The following is a 17,484-nucleotide window of genomic DNA, read 5'->3' as shown; positions in this document are numbered from 1 at the left end:
GCAATGCCCGACACCGGGCTCGGGATGAAAAAAAACGCGCCGCAGGAAGCGGCGCGTTTTTGTGTCCAACACTACATGGGTCAGCCGAGGCTTACTTGACGGCCCAGTAGATGTCGTACGTCGCTTCCGGGGTGAACGACTTGTCCACGCCGTCCTTCCAGGTTTCGTACGGACGGTCGATGACTTCGTTGCCCGAGGTCACGGCCCAGGCGCGCAGGGCGCTGCGGGCAACGTCCAGACCTGCCATGTGGCCAGTGTAGGCCGCATGCGCCGAACGGTGCGGAGCAACGCGGACGTACTTGACCGGAGCGCCACCGTCGATCTTGACGGTCAGCTGTTCGGCCGGCACGCCTTCGGCACCCTTCTTCTTCACCGGCTGGGCGATGTCGAAGGCGTACTTCTCAGCACCGAAATCGGTGGTGATGATACGCAGCGGGCCAGCGGCTTCCAGGCCATTGGCCTCGATCACGCGCTTGATCCACTCCTGGTTGTCCTTGATGGACTTGGTGATGGAGTCCTGGCCACGATCGACGTTGCCGGCGGTGACGACCAGCAGGTCCTCGGCCGGGACATCGACGATACCCAGATCGGTCAGCGGCGCTTCGGAAGTGCGGTAGTCGACATTCGGCACGGTGGCCAGCATGTTCGCCATGCGCGACAGACCCATCTTGATGTCATCGCCGATCTGGCGGCTGACATACAGGCCTGCGTAGCGGCCGAACAGGTCGAAGCCGTACTTCACCGAGTAGTCCTGGGTGATCTTGACGTTGCGACCGCCCTTGCCGGTCGGCTCCAGGGTGAAGGTGGTGACCTTGTCGTGACCCTTGGAGGCATCGTCGACGGCGATCACAACACGCTTGTTCTCTTCGGCTTCGGTCACCTTCCAGGAACCGGTGCCCAGGTCCTTGGAGGTGAAGTCGAGAGTGGCACCGACGCCGGAGGCCGGGCCGGACAGCTTCAGTTCAACGGCGGGATCGCGCAGTACCAGCGGGTTCCAGTCCTTGAAGCGGCGCAGACTGCTGACCGTGTCGTACACGATCGTCATCTTGCGGTTGGTCTCGATGCTTTCGGTGATGTGACGCTCGCCCGGCAGACAGACGCCAATGATGACGAACAGGCCAGCCACGATCCCCAAGGCGATCAGGAACTCGATAATACGGGTCATTCAGAGAGTCTCCGGGGCCGATCCCACGGCCGGGTTGATTGAAGCGAAGCGCCAATCCTAGCAGGCTTCGCGGGCATTGGTTATCGGGATTGGCGCACCGGTTTCCGTGCCGGCGGCGCATTTGTATGCACAAAGAATTCGAAGGGTAACGCATCCGCGTACCCGGCAAGTAGGGGGCAAACAGGGGTCAACCCTGAATCCGGCCCCGGACTGCATGCCAAGTCGTTGTCGCTAAAGGATTTTCCTCACACCAACTGGAGTTCAAACGCTTTCAGGACCGCACGCGTCCGGTCGCGCACGCCCAGTTTGGAGAGGATGTTGGACACATGGTTCTTGATCGTGCCCTCGGCGACCCCCAGCGAATTGGCGATCTCCTTGTTGGAGAAACCGCTGGCCATCAGCCGCAGGATCTCGGTCTCACGGTCGGTCAGCGGGTCGGGACGGTCCAGGCTGACGAAGTCGTTGCGCATGTGCTCCAGCCCGGACAGCAGGCGCTGGGTCACCGCCGGCTGCACCAGCGAACCGCCATCGGCCACCGTGCGGATCGCCCCGACCAGCTGCGCCAGGGTCACATCCTTGAGCAGGTAGCCCTTGGCACCGGCCTTGAGCCCGGCCAGCACCAGCTGGTCATCGTCGAAGGTGGTCAGGATGATGGTCGGCGGCAGCTGTTCCTGCCGTGACAGCACCTGCAGCGCCTCCAGCCCGGACATCACCGGCATGCGCATGTCCATCAGGACCACGTCCGGACGGATCTGCGGGATCAGCTCGACCGCCTGGCGGCCATCGGCGGCCTCGGCCACCACTTCGATGCCGTCGTCGAGCGCCAGCAGCGAGCGGATCCCCTGCCGCACCAGGGTTTGGTCGTCGACCAGGCAGACGCGAATCATCAACGCACTCCTTCAGGAACCTGGGTAAGGGCCGCCAGCACCGTTGCCGGTACCGTCGCCCGCAGCCGGAAGCCTTCGCCGGGGCGGGTCTCCACCTGCAGCTGGCCTCCACATTGTTGCAGGCGTTCGCGCATGCCGCGCAAACCATTGCCCACATTGACCGTTTCCGCCCCGACACCGTCGTCGCGGGCCTCCACCACCACCAGGTCCGGGACCTCACGGTACACCCGCAGCCACAGGTGGCGGGCGCCGGCATGGCGCACCGTGTTGGTGATGATCTCCTGGGTGCAGCGCAGCAGCACGTGGGCCCGCTGCGGGTCTTCCACGTTCAGCGGCTCCTCGATCTCCAGCTGGATGTCCAGCGAAGGCACGTGCTCGGTCAGCGGACGCAGGGCAGCGGCCAGGTCGATGGCGCCGGTCTCGCGCAGCTGGCTGACCACCTCGCGCACGTTGCCCAGCAGCAGCTTGGCCAGGGCATGCGAGCGCTTCACGTGCTCCAGCGCCTGGCCCTCGGCCAGGTGGCCGGCCACTTCCAGGTTCAGGGTCAGCGCGGTCAGCTGATGGCCCAGCAGGTCATGCAGTTCGCGCGAAATGCGGGTGCGCTCGTTCACCCGTGCGCTTTCGGCCAGCAGCGCACGGGTGGCGCGCAGTTCGGCATTGAGCCGGCGCTGCTCCTCGCGCGCCTCGGCCTGGCGGCGGGCCACCAGCGCGATCACGAACACGAAGCTGGAGAAGCCCATGTAACCGACGGCCTGCAGCACGGCGATGACCGGCGGGAAGCCCAGAGGCTGGATGTAGACCGGCAGCACGGCCAGGTTGCTGGCCACCAGCCACACCACGCCGATGCGCGGGCCCAGCAACCAGGGCAGCAGGCCGGCCACCACCATCAGCAGGATGCTGCCCAGCGCGGTGCCGGAGAAATAGCTCACGCCGATCGCGCAGGCCGTCAGCAGGATCAGCGCGGCATGGTCGAAGAAGCCGGGCCGGCTTTCGCCCAGCGAGCGCGTCAGCACCCAGTACACGAAGCCGAAGGCCAGGTAGGCCGAGGCCCAGGGGATGATCCGGAAGCCGGCCTCGCCGTCCAGGCTTTCCAGTGTCAGCGACACCGGATCGATCAGGTAGATCGCAAGCCAAAGGCCGACGGTGCCCCAGGTGAACAACCCGGAGTAGCGCAGCATCGCATTGTGGTTGAGTCGGGCCAGCATGGCCCATCGTAGCCTGTGCGCGTCAGGGCCCAAGGGCATAAAGTCATGTTCGGCGCGGTCCCCTGTTCATGCCGCAGCCCACCCCGGGCATGCAATAATCATGCGCAGGGTCCGTACATGGGACCAACCGCGTTACCCCACGGAGTCACAATGTCGATTGTCATCCGCGACGTGCGCGAGCACGAGCTCGATTCCGTCCTGGCTTTGAACAACAATGCTGGCCTGGCTATCCTTCCCCTGGATGCCGAGCGCCTGCGCCTGTTCTATGCAACCGCTGAATATTTCCGCGTCGCCGAGCGCGACGGCAACCTGGCCGGCTTCCTGATCGGCTTCGGCAGCGGCAGCCAGCACGACAGCAGCAATTTCGCCTGGTTCAAGCAGCATCTGGACACCCCCTTCTTCTATATCGACCGCATCGTGGTCGCCAGCCGCCGCCGCGGTGGTGGTGTCGGCCGTGCGTTCTACGCCGATGCGCAGAGCTTCGCCGAGCTGCGCTACCCGCAGATGACCTGCGAGGTGTTCCTGGACCACGGCGCTGATGCCGCCCTGCTCTTCCACGGCAGCTTCGGCTTCCGCGAGCTGGGCCAGAACACCATGCCGCAGGTGGACGTGCGCGCCAGCATGCTGGCCAAGGAACTGTGCAGCTTCCCGTGGGTGAACGAAACCTACGGCGGCAAGCTGCCTGATGTGGCGTGGGCACGCGACCGGCAGCTGCCGGCGCAGGCACAGCGGTCGACGGGGACTTGAGCGTGGCGGTGAATTTCGATTACGAACAGGCCGGTGAACTGAAGATCGGCCAGGTGGGCATCGCCAACCTGCGCATCCGCACCCTCGATGTTGAACGCCTCGTGCAGGAAATGCAGGAGCGGGTCAGCCGTGCGCCGAAGCTGTTCGGCCGGGCGGCGGTGATCCTCGACTTCGGCGGCCTCAGCCAGGTGCCCGACGTGGCGACGGCACAGGCGCTGGTGGATGGCCTGCGCAGTGCCGGCGTACTGCCGGTGGCACTGGCCTATGGCACCAGCGCGGTCGACCTGCTGTCGCAGCAGCTCGGCCTGCCGCTGCTGGCCAAGTTCCGCGCCCAGTACGAGCGCGCCGAGGCAGAGCCTGCCCCGCCGCCGGCACCCGCACCGGAACCGCGGCGTGCCGCGCGGGCCGAGGCGAAGGCCGCACCGGCAGCGGCTCCGGCCACGCCGATGGGCAAGGCGGCCGATGCCGCCGCGCCACAGCCGGGGCGCATGCAGCTGGGCAACGTGCGTTCGGGCCAGCAGCTGTATGCGGAAAACTGCGACCTGACCGTGATGGCCACCGTCGGCGCCGGCGCCGAGGTCATCGCCGATGGCAGCATCCATATCTACGGAACCCTGCGCGGCCGTGCGCTGGCAGGGGCCCAGGGCAACACCGCGGCACGCATTTTCTGCCGTGATTTCCATGCGGAACTGGTCGCCATTGCAGGCCATTACAAGGTGCTGGACGATGTCCCGGAAACCCTGCGCGGCAAGGCCGTGCAGGTGTGGCTGGAACAGGACCAGATCAAGATCGCTGCGCTGGACTGACGCAGCACCTCAAACAGAATCATCAGGAGAAGTCCTTTGGCTGAAATCATCGTAGTCACCTCCGGCAAAGGCGGCGTCGGCAAGACCACTTCCAGCGCCAGCCTTGCCTGCGGCCTGGCAAAGCGTGGCAAGAAGGTGGCGGTGATCGACTTCGACGTCGGCCTGCGCAACCTCGACCTGATCATGGGCTGCGAACGCCGCGTGGTGTACGACTTCGTCAATGTCGTGCACGGCGAAGCCACCCTCAAGCAGGCCCTGATCAAGGACAAGCGCTTCGACAACCTGTTCGTGCTGGCTGCCTCGCAGACCCGCGACAAGGATGCGCTGACCCAGGAAGGCGTGGGCAAGGTCCTGAAGGACCTGGCCGCCGACGGCTTCGACTACATCATCTGCGACTCCCCGGCCGGCATCGAGAAGGGCGCCTTCCTGGCGATGTACTTCGCCGACCGCGCGGTGGTGGTGGTGAACCCGGAAGTGTCCTCGGTACGCGACTCGGACCGCATCATCGGCCTGCTCGACTCGAAGACCCACAAGGCCGAATCCGGCCAGGACGTGCCGGCCTTCCTGCTGCTGACCCGCTACACCCCGGTGCGCGTGGAAAGCGGCGAGATGCTCAGCATCGCCGACGTCGAGGAGGTCCTTGGCCTGAAGGCGATCGGCGTGATCCCCGAATCGGGCGACGTGCTCAATGCCTCCAACAAGGGCGAGCCGGTCATCCTGGACGGCGAATCCGCTGCCGGCCAGGCCTATGACGACGCCGTCGCACGCATCCTCGGCGAAGAACGCCCGATGCGCTTCACCAACGTCGAGAAGAAGGGCTTCTTCAGCAAGCTGTTCGGAGGGTAAGCATGGGCCTGTTTGATTTCCTCAAAGCGAAGAAGACCACCGCCGAAACCGCCAAGAACCGCCTGCAGATCATCATCGCGCAGGAGCGCAGCCACCGTGGCGGTCCCGACTACCTGCCACTGCTGCAGCGCGAGCTGCTGGAAGTGATCAAGAAGTACGTCAACATCGACGTCGATGCAGTGAAGGTGGACCTGGTCAAGGATGGCCAGCACGACGTGCTGGACATCTCCGTGGCGCTGCCTGAAGGCCCGGACAAACCCTGACCCCCTGCCCCGCCCGTGCCTGCATGGGCGGGGCTGCCTGATCCGCATGACTGATACCACGCCCGAACCGAACGTTACCCGCGTCGGCGACATCGCCTTCGCCGATGCACAGCGCCTGCTCGCTGCACATGAGCTGCGCCTGCACCACGTTGCGGCCGGCGAGCCGATCCCGGGCAGTTACTGGGGCGAGCCCGAGGCCGGCATCATCGCCAGCGACGTGTACGTGCGCGATGACACGCCGGTGCATTCGATGCTGCATGAGGCCTGCCACCTGATCGTGCTGCCGCCGGAGCGGCGCGCGCAGGTGCATACCGATGCCACCGATTCGGTGCCGGAAGAAGACGCCACCTGCTACCTGCAGATCGTGCTGGCAGGGCACCTGCCCGGCGTCGGCAGCGAGCGGCTGATGGCCGACATGGATGCGTGGGGGTATACGTATCGGTTGGGGTCTACGAAAGCGTGGTTCGAGCAGGATGCGGAAGACGCAAAAGCGTGGTTGATCGAACGCGGTTTGCTGCAGGCGTAAGGCATCCACGCATGGCGTGGATCTACTGTAGGGCCGAGCCCACGCTCGGCTGCTCTTCGCCGTTGCCTGCACAAATGCACAAGCAGCCGAGCATGGGCTCGGCTCTACAGGATCAACCCTGCCCTGCCAGCGCGCGCAGGGTAATGCCGACCACATACGCCAGATAGGTGCCGGTGGCATACCCCATCGTGCCCAGCAGCACGCCCACCGGCGCCAGCGCCGGATGGAACGCGGCGGCCACCACCGGCGCCGAGGCCGGACCACCGATGTTCGACTGCGAACCGATGGCGAAGTAGAAGAACGGCACCTTCAGCAGCTTGCCCAGGCACCACAGCAGCACGATGTGCACGCTGATCCAGATGATGCCGAGCAGGAACAGCCACGGGCGATCCAGCAGCGCCAGCAGATCCATCTGCATGCCGATACAGGCGATCAGGAAATACAGCAGCAGCGAGCCCAGTCGCGAGGCGCCCGCGCCTTCCAGGGTGCGTGCACGGGTGAAGCTCATGCCCAGGCCGAGCGTGGTCGACAGCACCACCACCCACACGAATGGCGCATCCAGGCTGAACTGCGATGCCCAGCTGACATTGACCTTGAACCAGGCCGCCAGCGGCGCGCCGATGGCGTGGGCAAGACCAACGCCACCGAAGGCCACGGCCACGATCAGCATCAGGTCGGTGAGGCTGGGAATGCGCTCGTGCTCGGCCTGGAAGCGCGCGATGCGCTCCTTCAGTTCGTCGATGGCCGAGGTGTCGGCGCCACTGCGTGCATCGATCTTCGCCGCGCGCCCGGCCAGGAAGATCAGCGCCGCCATCCACACGTAGCCAACCCCCACATCGACCACCGCGAACTGGCCGAAGGTGGTCGCATTGACGTCGAACACTTCGCGCATGGCCAGCATGTTGGCACCACCGCCGATCCAGCTGCCGGCCAGTGCGGCCATGCCGGCCCAGGTATCGCCGGCGACGGTATCGGGATGGATAGCACGCATCACCAGGAACGCCACGACCGCACCCAGCATGATGCTGGCCGAGGCGCCCAGGTACATCAGCACCAGCTTCGGCCCCAGCCGCAGGATGCCCTTGATGTCGACCGCCAGGGTCAACAGGATCAGCGCCGCCGGCAGCAGGATGTCACGCGCGACCGGGTTGTACAGCTTGGTGTTCTGCCCGTCGATCAGGCCGAACGTGTTGTAGATGCCCGGCAGCAGGTAACACAGCAGCAGCGCCGGCACGAAGGTATAGAAGCGCTTCCACAGGCCCTGCTCGCGCGAAGCGGTCCAGAACACGGCGCCGAGGGTGGCGGCGATCAAACCGAAGACGACGATGTCGTTCTGGATCAGGGCGGTCGAGGGCATGCAGGCGCTCTTGTTCGGGGTCGGATCCCTTTCGCCATGCGAAAGGGCTCTGACCCCAGGGACGGTCGATGGCGGGGTCAGAGCCCTTCCGCCGTGCGGAAGGGATCCGACCCCTCGGCGCTACATCAGTTGCCGATGTGCTGCTTCAGCCAGGCGTTGACGGTGTCATGCCACAGGATGCTGTTGTTCGGCTTCAGCACCCAGTGGTTTTCGTCCGGGAAGTACAGGAACTTCGATTCGATACCCTGGCGCTGGGCAGCGGTGAACGCGGCCAGGCCCTGCTCGACCGGAATGCGGAAGTCCTGCTGGCCGTGGATCACCAGGATCGGCTTCTTCCAGTCAGCCACGTGGTTGACCGGATTGAACTTCTCATAGTTCGCCGCCTTCTGGTACGGGGTACCGCCCTGCTCCCACTCGGTGAACCACAGTTCTTCGGTGGCGTAACCCATCATGCGCTGGTCGAACACGCCATCATGGTTGACCAGGCACTTGAACGGGCTGTTCCAGTTGCCGGCGATCCAGTTGACCATGAAGCCGCCGTAGCTGGCGCCCAGCGCGCAGGCCTTGTCACCGTTGAGGAAGTCGTACTTCTTCAGCGCCGCACTCCAGCCCTTCTGCAGGTCTTCCAGCGGACGGTCGCCCCAGTGCTGGCTGATCGCATCGGTGAAGGCCTGGCCGTAACCGGTGGAGCCATGGAAGTCGATCATCACCACGGCGTAGCCCTGGCCCGCATAGGTCTGCGGGTTCCAGCGGTAGCTCCAGCCATTGCCGAAGCTGCCCTGCGGGCCGCCGTGGATCAGGAACGCGACCGGGTACGACTTGCCTTCCTGGTAGTTGTGCGGCTTGACCACATAGCCATGCACGGTGTCGTTGTTCCAGCCCTTGAACTCGAACTGCTCGTAGTCACCGAAGGACACGTCCTTCAGCACCTCGCCAGCGGCGGGGGTCAGCGCGCGCAGCGCGCCAATCGGCTCACCAGCAGCAGGCAGCAGGCCGACCAGCACCTGGTCGTTGCTCTTCAGGCTGTTGCGGGTGATGGCCACGCTGTTGCCGGCCACGTCCACAGCAGTGACGCTGCCGTCGCCGATCAGCTTGGTGGCCTTGCCGCTGGCCACGTCGATCTGGAACAGCGGATGTTCGCCGAGGTCGTCGGCCGTGGTGTAGATGCTGCCGCCGTCGGCGGACAGGGTGATGCCACCGGCCGAACGGTCCCACTGCGGAGCGATCTCGCGCGTCTTGCCGCTGGCCAGGTCCATCGCCATCAGGCCGAAACGATCGGCTTCGAAGCCCGGGCGCTTCATCGCGCGGTAGAACAGGGTCTTGCCGTCGGCGCTGAACACCGGGCCGGCATCCCAGGCCGGGTTGGACGCGGTCAGGTTGACCGGCGCCTGCTTGCCGGCGGCATCGAAGCGGTACAGGTCGAAGTTGGTCGACCACGACTCCTGCTTGCCGGCCACACGGATGCTGGCGACCACGCTGCTGCCATCCGGCGACCACGCGAAATCATCATTGCCACCGAACGGCTTGGACGGAGCATCGCCATCGATGGTCGCGCTCAGCGCCGAAGCGCCCTTGACCGCACCGGACTTGGCTGCCGGCAACGGGGCGACGAACAAGGTGTTTCGGCGGCCGTCGTTCCAGGTATCCCAGTGGCGCACGAACAGCGAATCGAAGACCTTGCCGCTGGCCTTGGCGCCTTCCATGTCCTTCAGCTTCTTTTCGGTGCAGGCCAGGTCCGAGGCGCAGGCCTGGAACACGCCGGCGCTGAACAGCACGCGGTCGTCCTGCGGCGACACGTGGTAGCTGTCCACGTCCACCGGGAAATCGGTCAGCTGGCGCGGGGCGCCGCCACTGATCGGCTGTGCGTACAGCTGCTGGCTGCCGTTCTTGGCGCTGAGGAAATACACGGTCTGGCCATCGGCCGACAGCGAGGCCGAGTTGACGTTCCAGCCGGCCGGGGTGATCTGCTTCGGCGGCGCCGCATCGCGGGTGCGCAGGTTGCGCGCGAACAGTGCGGTGCTGGCCTTGAGGTTGGCATCGGTGCTGCGCTTGGCGAACACCACGGTGCCGCCGTCAGCGGTCAGTACCGGCGCGGAGACGCGGTCCATGGCCACCATGTCGCGGATCTCCAGGCCACGGGCAGCGGCGACGCTGGGCAGGGCGGCCAGCAGGCTCAGTGGCAGCAGGGCATGACGCAGTTTCATCGGGGTCTCCGCAGGACGGCAAAAAACCGATGGTAGGCCTGTGCGGCCGGGCCTGCCAAGGCCATCGGTCATGGCCGGGGCCGAGCTGCCGCCAGAAAAAGCAAACCGCGCCGAAGCGCGGTTTGTCGGAGGTCGGGGTCGGATCCGATTCCATGGAATCGGCTCTGACCCCAGACGCTGCCAGCATGGGGTCAGAGCCCTTCCCAGCGGGAAGGGATCCGCCCCCGCGGGCGTCACGCCACGGCGCGCTTGCCGGTGCGGTAGATCAGCCAGCCGACCAGGAACAGCACGGCCAGGCCGATCCACTGCGCGGCCGGCAGGTGGAACGGCACGGCCAGCACGTCGGCGCGGCTGCTGACCACGATCGGCACGGCGATGGCGATACCCATCAGCGCCTCACCGGTGATCAGGCCGGCAGCGAACAGCACGCCCGGCTTGTGCACGCGGTCGCGGCCCTCTTCGTCATCGGCACGCACCTTGTGGAAGCGCTCGACGAGGTAGGAGATCAGGCCACCGAGGAAGATCGGCACCATCAGTTCCAGCGGCAGGTAGATGCCGATCGCCGCGGCCAGTACCGGCACGCGGAAGCGCGAGTTGCGCGACTTCAGCCAGCTGTCGAACGCGATGATGGCGGCACCGACCACGGCACCGATGCCGATGAAGGTCCACGGCAGCTCGCCGCCGAACAGGCCCTTGGCCACCGACGCCATCAGGTTCGCCTGCGGTGCGGCCAGCGCATTCGGATGCAGCTCCGACTTGACGCCGATGCCGTAGGCGGTGGCCAGCAGGTTCAGCACTGGGGCCATGATCAGCGCGCACGAGAACGCGCCGATGCCCAGCATCAGCTGCTGCTTCCACGGGGTGGCACCGACGATGTAGCCGGCCTTGAGGTCCTGCAGGTTGTCGCCACCTACGGCGGCGGCACAGCACACCACCGCGCCGATCATGATCGCGGCCACCGCGCCCAGCGGCGCACCGAAGGCACCGACCGGTTGCAGGCCATCCTTGCCCAGCAGCAGCACCAGCACTGCCGAAGCGAACAGGATGGTGGAGATGGTGATGCCCGAGACCGGGTTGTTGGACGAGCCGATCAGACCGGCCAGGTAGGCCGATACCGAAACGAACAGGAAGCCGGCGACGATCATGATGAGGGTCATCGGGATCGACACGTGCCACTGGCCGACGATGGCCTGGTACAGCGCCAGCAGCGGCAGGGTGAACACCACCAGGGCCACCAGCATCCACTTCATCGGCAGGTCGCGCTCGGTGTGCGCCAGTACCGGGCCACCGCTCTTGCGCGCGGCCGCAAAGCCGCTCTTGACGCCGTTGAGCAGCGACTTGCGCAGCGAGATCAGGGTCCAGATGCCACCGATCAGCATCGCGCCGACACCCAGGTAGCGCATCTTCGCGCCCCAGATGGCGAACGCCGCTTCGGTGGACGAGGCGGTGGCGATCGAGGCGGCCAGCGCCGGATCGGTGTTCATGAAGAACGCCTGGTAGATCGGAATGGCGATGTGCCAGGTCAGGATCGAGCCGGACACCACCACGATGCCGACGTTGAGGCCGACGATGTAGCCCACGCCCAGCAGCGCCGGCGACAGGTTGGTACCGATGAACGCGGTGATCTTGGAACTGCCGACATAGGCCGAGGTGGCCCAGGCATCGGGGATCAGGCGCATGCCGCTTTCCGCGGCCAGCTTCACGAAGGCACCGATCACCGCCGACAGGCCGAGGATCTTCAGGCCCGGGCCGGGGTTTTCACCGGCCTTGAGCACTTCGGCCGCCGCCTTGCCTTCCGGGAACGGAAGCGGGTCTTCGACGATCATCGAACGCCGCAGCGGCACCGAGAACAGCACGCCCAGCAGGCCACCGAGACCGGCGATGCCCAGCACCCACCAGTACTTGAAGTCCGGCCAGTAGCCCATGATCACCAGCGCGGGGATGGTGAAGATCACACCGGCGGCGATCGACGAACCGGCCGAGGCGCCGGTCTGCACGATGTTGTTCTCAAGGATGGAACCGCCACCCAGCAGGCGCAGCACGCCCATGGAGATGACCGCGGCGGGAATCGCGGTGGCGATGGTCAGGCCTGCGAACAGACCGAGGTAGGCGTTTGCGGCCGACAGCACCACCGCCAGCACGATGGCAAGGACCACCGCGCGGAAAGTGAGCTGCTTGGGCGCAGCGTCATGGTTCATGAAAGCCCCTGCTGGCAAAAAATCCCTTGCACGCTAGCGTTCAGGGGGCGGCAAGTCCAGCGTGCCAAAGGATGGGGGCCGAGCATGGAACAGGCACAGACCCGCAGCGGCACGGCCAGCGAGCCGATACGGCAAAGCCCGAGTGGGCATGCCACAAACGCTATGTTATAACTTTCCGTCGCCCCATACGCCCCCACCGCATGCCCTCCTCTGCCTCCCCCCGGCTGGCCTCCATCGACCAGCTGCGCGGCACCGTGATGCTGCTGATGCTGCTCGACCACGTCCGCGAGACGTTCTTCCTGCAGTACCAGGTGAGCGACCCGATGGACGCGGCGACCGTGTCCCCTGCCCTGTTCGCCTGCCGCCTGCTGGCGCACCTGTGCGCACCGGTGTTCGTGCTGCTGACCGGCCTGTCGGCGTGGCTGTATGGTCAACGCCAGGGCGACCCGCGCCGCGCCATCGCCGCCTTCCTGCTCAAGCGCGGCCTGTTCCTGGTGGTGCTGGAACTGACCCTGGTCAACTTCGCCTGGACCTTCCAGTTCCCGCCGGACACGGTGTACCTGCAGGTGATCTGGGCGATCGGCCTGAGCATGATCGCACTGGCTGGCCTGCTGTGGCTGCCACGGCCGCTGCTGGCGATGCTGGCGGTGGCGCTGGTGGTTGGCCACAACCTGCTGGATGGCGTACGCGTGCAGGGCGACGGCGCCCTGGCGGTGCTGTGGAAGGTGCTGCACCAGCGTGACTGGATCGAGGCGGGGCCGTTGAGCCTACGTACCTCCTACCCGGTGCTGCCGTGGATCGGGGTGATCGCGCTGGGCTACCTGATGGCGCCGTGGTTCGCTGCCAGCAGCGATCCGGAACAGCGCCGACAGCGATTGCTGTGGGCCGGGCTGGGCGCGCTGGCCGCCTTCGCCCTGCTGCGCTTCGCCAACGACTATGGCGACGCGCCCTGGCAGTACCAGCAGACCACGCTGCGCACGTGGATGAGCGTGTTCAACATCACCAAGTACCCGCCCTCGCTGCAGTTCCTGCTGCTGACCCTTGGCGCGGGCCTGCTGCTGTTGCGGCTGTACGAGTGGCCGCCGCTGGCGCGTGCGCTGCGGCCGCTGGCCGATATCGGTGCAGCGCCGATGTTCTTCTACCTGCTGCACCTGTACGTGCTGAAGCTGCTGTACCTGGCCGCGTTGAAGACCTGGGGCCCGACCCACGGCAGCCTGTATGCACTGGACTCGGTGGCCGGCCTGCTGCTGGTGGCCTGCGCGCTGGCGGTGGTGCTGTATCCACCAACGCGGGCGTTCGCGCGGTTCAAGGCACGGCGACGCGACCTGGCCTGGTTGCGGTATCTGTAGGCCATGTACCGGGGCGGCCATCCACGCATGGCGTGGATCTACTGAAAGCGGGCGCGGGCCTATAATTCCGCGATGAATTCCACTGCTATCGCTTCCGACGACTTCCTGGGTCACCCCAAGGGCGTCTACGTCTGCTTCTTCACCGAAATGTGGGAGCGCTTCTCCTTCTACGGCATGAAGGCGCTGCTGCTGCTGTATCTCACCAAATACCACCTGTTCGGCGACAAGGCCGGGTTGGACCTGCTCGGTGCCTACGGCGGCCTGGTGTACTGCATCCCGGTGTTCGGCGGCATGCTGGCCGACCGCTGGCTGGGCATGCGCCGGGCGGTGCTGTTCGGCGGCATCCTGCTGGTGCTCGGCCACCTGGGCATGGCCTTCGAAGGCCACGCGGCGTACCGGGTCAATGGTGAAGTGGTGCGCGACACCTCGGCGCTGGCCGTGACCTACCTGTCGCTGGCGCTGATCATCATGGGCGTCGGCTTCCTCAAGCCGAACATCTCCACCATCGTCGGCAAGCTCTACCCGCAGGACGATCCACGCCGCGATTCGGGCTTCTCGCTGTTCTATGCCGGCATCAACCTGGGCGCCCTATTCTCCTCGCTGGTGTGCGGGTTCCTCGGCGAGGTCTACGGCTGGAAGTACGGTTTCGGTGCGGCCGGCGTCGGCATGATCGCCGGCCTGGCGATGTTCCTGTGGGGCCAGAAGTACCTGCAGGGCCACGCCGAACCGCCGCAGCCGGCCACGTTGAAGCAGAAGGTGCTGGGCCTGCCGCGCGAATGGCTGATCTACCTGTGCGCGGTGATCGGCGTGCTGCCGGTGGCCTGGCTGATGTGGGCAGCCGGCAACGGTGCCTTCGCGCTTGGCGGTGAAATCAGCCTGGCGCTGATGCTGATGCTGGTGGTGCTGGGCGGCGTGCTGGTCTGGTTCGCGTGGTTCACCGGCACGAAGTGCACGCCGGTGCAGCGCCAGCAGATGATCGCGCTGATGGTGCTGATCTTCATGGCGCTGGTGTTCTTCACGATGTACGAGCAGTCGTACGGCTCGTGGGTGACCTTTACTGATCGCCTGCTGACCAAGGACATCGTGCCGGCGCTGGTGATCCGCGAAGGCTCGCCGCTGCCGTGGTCGATCGTGTCGCTGCTGCTGGCGCCGCTGGGCTTCGTGGTCAGCGCGCGCTTGTCCGAACGCCGTCCTGGTTCGACCGCGCCGCGTACGTTCTTCATCGGCATCGTTGCGCTGATGCTGGTGCTGCTGGTGCGTGACTGCCTGGTGATTCCGCAGACCGCCGGTTCGCTGACCTATCTGGGCGGCCTGTTCCTGGTGTTGCTGGCGCCAGCCTTCGCTGCGCTGTGGACGTGGATGGACCGCCGCGGCTGGGAACCGGGCAAGCCGGTGAAATCAGCCTGGGGCCTGGTGATCGGCGCGCTGTCGTTCGTGCCGCTGGCACTGGCCGCGCAGCACGTCGGTGCCACCGGCGAGATGGCCAGCGTGTGGTGGCTGGTACTGGCCTACTTCCTGCTGGCCAGCGGCGAGATGTGCCTGTCGCCGGTGGGCCTGTCGGCGGTGACCCAGCTGGCGGTACCGCGGGTAATGAGCCTGATGATGGGCACCTGGTTCCTGGCGACAGCCTTCTCGGAAACGCTGGCCGCGCTGTTCGGCAAGCTGGCGGCGATCGACGTGCCCGAAGGCGAAACACTGGACATGGCCGCGGCCGCCGGCGCCTATGCGCACCTGTTCTGGCTGCTGATGTGGATCGGCCTGGGCTGCGCGTTGCTGGCCTTCATCGCTGCGCCGCTGTTGAAGCGGATGATGCATGGGGTGAAGTAACACCCATCGGCAGGTCGCAGCGGCGGTAACCATGATGGTTGCCGCCGCGTCTGTTTCAGGGTGCCTTGGCCTTGCCGGAAGCCGTCGCGGCGGCTGCCGTGCCACCGCCCAGGCTGCGCGACAGGAAGGCAAGCAGTCGGGTGTAGTAGTCGCGCTGGTTGGCCTCGGCGTACAGACCATGCCCCTCGCGCGGGTAGTACACCGCTTCCACCGGCACGCCGGCCTGCTTCAACGCGGCCTCCATCCGCTCGGTGTGCTGCACGGGCGCGCGCAGGTCTTCGCGACCGGCGGCCAGCAGCACCGGCACCTTGATGCTTGCCGCCAGGTTGACCGGCGACACCGCATCCAGCGTGGCCGGCTCGCCCAGCCACTGCTGCAGGTAGGTCACGCCCGAAGCCCGATCCTGGATGTCGCCACGCTTGAACATCAACGGCAGGTCGTACACGCCGACATGGCCTGCCGCGCACCGGTACAGCCCGGGCTCGCGCACGACGCCCATCATCGCCGAGTAGGCACCGTAGCTGGCGCCGTAGATGCAGATGCGTCCGCCGTCAGCGATGCCCTGGCTGATCGCCCAACGGGTGGCGTCGGTCACATCGTCCTGCATCGCGCGGCCCCATTGCCGGGCAGCGGCCTGGGTGTGGGCGCGACCGTAGTTGCCCGAGCCACGGAAGTTGACCTGCAGCACCGCGTAGCCGGCCTCGGCCAGCAACTGGTTCTCGCGCTCGAAACCACCGTCATCGAACACGCCGATCGGACCACCGTGCGGGACCACCACCATCGGCAGGTTGTGCCCATGACTGCCCTTGGGCAGGGTCAGGAAGCCGTGCAGCGGCAGGCCATCGCGCGCAGCCAGGGTGACCGGGCGCACGCTGGCACCGCCCTCGCGATCGAACCAGCGATGGCGACTGGTGAGAAAAGCGGCGTTGCGGGTGGCGGTGGTGTACATGAAGTAATCACCGGGATTGGTCGCCGAGCTCACCTTCACCAACAGGCGAGCGTTGTCGCGGGTGCCGGAGAGCAGGCTCACCGCCTGCCCTGGGAACGCCTTTTCCAGCTTGCGCTGGATGCTGGCGGTCGGCGACTGCTCATCGAAGAAGGCCGCGCGCGTAACAGCGCCGACGAACTGGATGCCCACCGGCACGCGCGTGCCGGGCTGGTAGACCACGCGGGTAGGGTCAACGGTATCGTCCTGCAGCAGCGTACGCCGCTCTCCGCTGATCGGGTCCCAGCTGACCACCGCATCGGGGCCGCGGGCCTGCTCCACCACCAGGTAGGCCAGGCGGTTGTCGGCGGAGAAGCCGATCGGGCGCTCGATGCGGTGACTGTTGCCTTCGTCGTTGATCAGCGTCCAGCGATCGGGCCCTTCGCGGTAGTAGAGCTTGTTGACGTTGTCGGCAGCGGCGCCGTGGGCGAAGCGCAGCTCACCTTGACTATCGGTGGTGAACGTCGCGCGCTGCACCGGTGAACGCGAAACGGGAATGCGGCGCCCGGTGATGACGTCCATCCGCTCCAGCCGCGCATTGGTGTCATTGGCAAATGGCCACAGCGAGATCAACACGTTGCGTTCGTCGGCAGGCAACGGATCGGTCAGGAAGGCGGCAACCGGCTCGACCACGCGTCCGGTCACGAAGCCGGGCTCATCCGGGCGGGCGCGATAGCCGACCAGCAGATCACCACGCTTGCCATTGGCATCGATGGCATACAGTTCGCCCGTCGGCCGCGGTTGGTCCAGCGGACCCCATTTTTCGGCCAGACCGATCAGCAGGCGGGTATCACTCACCCAGTCGACCTCGGCGGCATGGTTGTTGCGGGGCGGTCGGAAATTGCCGACCAGCTCCATCGTGTCGGTACGCAGGACCGCTACGGCGGTCGCGCCCTCCAGCGGCAAGGTCATGGCCAGGTATTCGCCGGTGGGCGAGAGCTGGATGTCATTGAACTCCGCACGACGCACATAGCCGTCCAGCGAAACCTCCGCAGCATCCACCCCACCCGCGCCGCAGATGGCCATCACTGCAGCCAGTGCCTTTGCAAGCTTCATGACTTCCTCCTTGAAGCCGGGCATCCCCTGCCCGGCATCGGGTCCGCAGGACGCGGCTGCTCT

General features: G+C 66.2%; 14 protein-coding genes. 7 read left to right on the top strand and 7 right to left on the bottom strand.

The window, feature by feature from the left end:
- Window positions 1–91: 91 nt before the first annotated feature.
- The 3 genes from AC13GI_RS00155 to AC13GI_RS00145 all read right to left on the bottom strand — a co-directional run bounded on the left by AC13GI_RS00155 (window position 92) and on the right by AC13GI_RS00145 (window position 3,257).
- Window positions 92–1,165, bottom strand: coding sequence for a polyketide cyclase (locus tag AC13GI_RS00155; protein ID WP_099819371.1), 1,074 nt, complete (start codon window positions 1,163–1,165; stop codon window positions 92–94).
- A gap of 245 nt (window positions 1,166–1,410) precedes the next feature.
- Window positions 1,411–2,052: a response regulator gene (locus AC13GI_RS00150; RefSeq protein ID WP_025873873.1), complete on the bottom strand. Its 642-nt coding sequence runs from the start codon at window positions 2,050–2,052 to the stop codon at window positions 1,411–1,413.
- Window positions 2,052–3,257: a sensor histidine kinase gene (locus AC13GI_RS00145; protein WP_099819370.1), complete on the bottom strand. Its 1,206-nt coding sequence runs from the start codon at window positions 3,255–3,257 to the stop codon at window positions 2,052–2,054. Before AC13GI_RS00145 ends, AC13GI_RS00150 begins: the two co-directional genes overlap by 1 nt.
- Before the next feature lie 150 nt (window positions 3,258–3,407).
- Between AC13GI_RS00145 and AC13GI_RS00140 the strand changes: the two genes are divergently transcribed.
- The 5 genes from AC13GI_RS00140 to AC13GI_RS00120 are packed head-to-tail and all read left to right on the top strand — an operon-like array spanning window position 3,408 to window position 6,445.
- Window positions 3,408–4,004: a GNAT family N-acetyltransferase gene (locus tag AC13GI_RS00140; protein WP_482995171.1), complete on the top strand. Its 597-nt coding sequence runs from the start codon at window positions 3,408–3,410 to the stop codon at window positions 4,002–4,004.
- A gap of 2 nt (window positions 4,005–4,006) precedes the next feature.
- The gene (minC, locus tag AC13GI_RS00135) at window positions 4,007–4,810 is read left to right on the top strand and encodes a septum site-determining protein MinC (RefSeq protein WP_099819369.1); all 804 of its coding nucleotides are present in this window, start codon (window positions 4,007–4,009) and stop codon (window positions 4,808–4,810) included.
- Window positions 4,811–4,846: 36 nt separating this feature from the next.
- Complete coding sequence (minD, locus tag AC13GI_RS00130) at window positions 4,847–5,656, top strand: septum site-determining protein MinD (RefSeq protein ID WP_099819368.1); 810 nt, start codon at window positions 4,847–4,849, stop codon at window positions 5,654–5,656.
- Between the two features lie 2 nt (window positions 5,657–5,658).
- Complete coding sequence (gene minE, locus AC13GI_RS00125) at window positions 5,659–5,919, top strand: cell division topological specificity factor MinE (protein ID WP_005408532.1); 261 nt, start codon at window positions 5,659–5,661, stop codon at window positions 5,917–5,919.
- 46 nt (window positions 5,920–5,965) lie between these two features.
- Window positions 5,966–6,445 carry a hypothetical protein gene (locus tag AC13GI_RS00120; protein ID WP_100463868.1) on the top strand — a complete coding sequence of 160 codons (480 nt, stop codon included), beginning with the start codon at window positions 5,966–5,968 and terminating at the stop codon, window positions 6,443–6,445.
- 112 nt (window positions 6,446–6,557) lie between these two features.
- Here AC13GI_RS00120 and AC13GI_RS00115 read toward each other — a convergent pair whose 3' ends face one another.
- The 3 genes from AC13GI_RS00115 to AC13GI_RS00105 form a co-directional block, all read right to left on the bottom strand.
- Complete coding sequence (locus tag AC13GI_RS00115) at window positions 6,558–7,802, bottom strand: DUF819 family protein (protein ID WP_482995170.1); 1,245 nt, start codon at window positions 7,800–7,802, stop codon at window positions 6,558–6,560.
- 125 nt (window positions 7,803–7,927) lie between these two features.
- Entirely contained in the window at window positions 7,928–10,006 is a 2,079-nt protein-coding gene (locus tag AC13GI_RS00110; protein ID WP_099819365.1) for an alpha/beta hydrolase family protein, read from the bottom strand.
- A 233-nt stretch (window positions 10,007–10,239) separates the two neighbouring features.
- The gene (locus AC13GI_RS00105) at window positions 10,240–12,204 is read right to left on the bottom strand and encodes an OPT family oligopeptide transporter (RefSeq protein ID WP_089239520.1); all 1,965 of its coding nucleotides are present in this window, start codon (window positions 12,202–12,204) and stop codon (window positions 10,240–10,242) included.
- A gap of 200 nt (window positions 12,205–12,404) precedes the next feature.
- Here AC13GI_RS00105 and AC13GI_RS00100 point away from each other — a divergent pair, with 200 nt between their 5' ends.
- Complete coding sequence (locus tag AC13GI_RS00100; RefSeq protein ID WP_482995169.1) at window positions 12,405–13,553, top strand: acetyltransferase domain-containing protein; 1,149 nt, start codon at window positions 12,405–12,407, stop codon at window positions 13,551–13,553.
- A gap of 72 nt (window positions 13,554–13,625) precedes the next feature.
- A complete protein-coding gene (locus AC13GI_RS00095) occupies window positions 13,626–15,380 on the top strand; it encodes a peptide MFS transporter (RefSeq protein WP_482995168.1) in 1,755 nt (584 codons plus the stop codon).
- Between the two features lie 55 nt (window positions 15,381–15,435).
- Here the strand turns inward: AC13GI_RS00095 and AC13GI_RS00090 are convergent, their stop codons facing one another.
- Window positions 15,436–17,421 (bottom strand): alpha/beta hydrolase family protein, encoded by a 1,986-nt coding sequence (locus tag AC13GI_RS00090; protein ID WP_482995167.1) that lies wholly within the window; start codon window positions 17,419–17,421, stop codon window positions 15,436–15,438.
- Window positions 17,422–17,484 lie beyond the last annotated feature (63 nt).

It is taken from the genome of Stenotrophomonas sp. 82F1 (assembly GCF_056861525.1).
The sequence above is the reverse complement of the archived record's forward strand: the minus strand, read 5'-3'. Positions and strand labels throughout refer to the sequence as shown.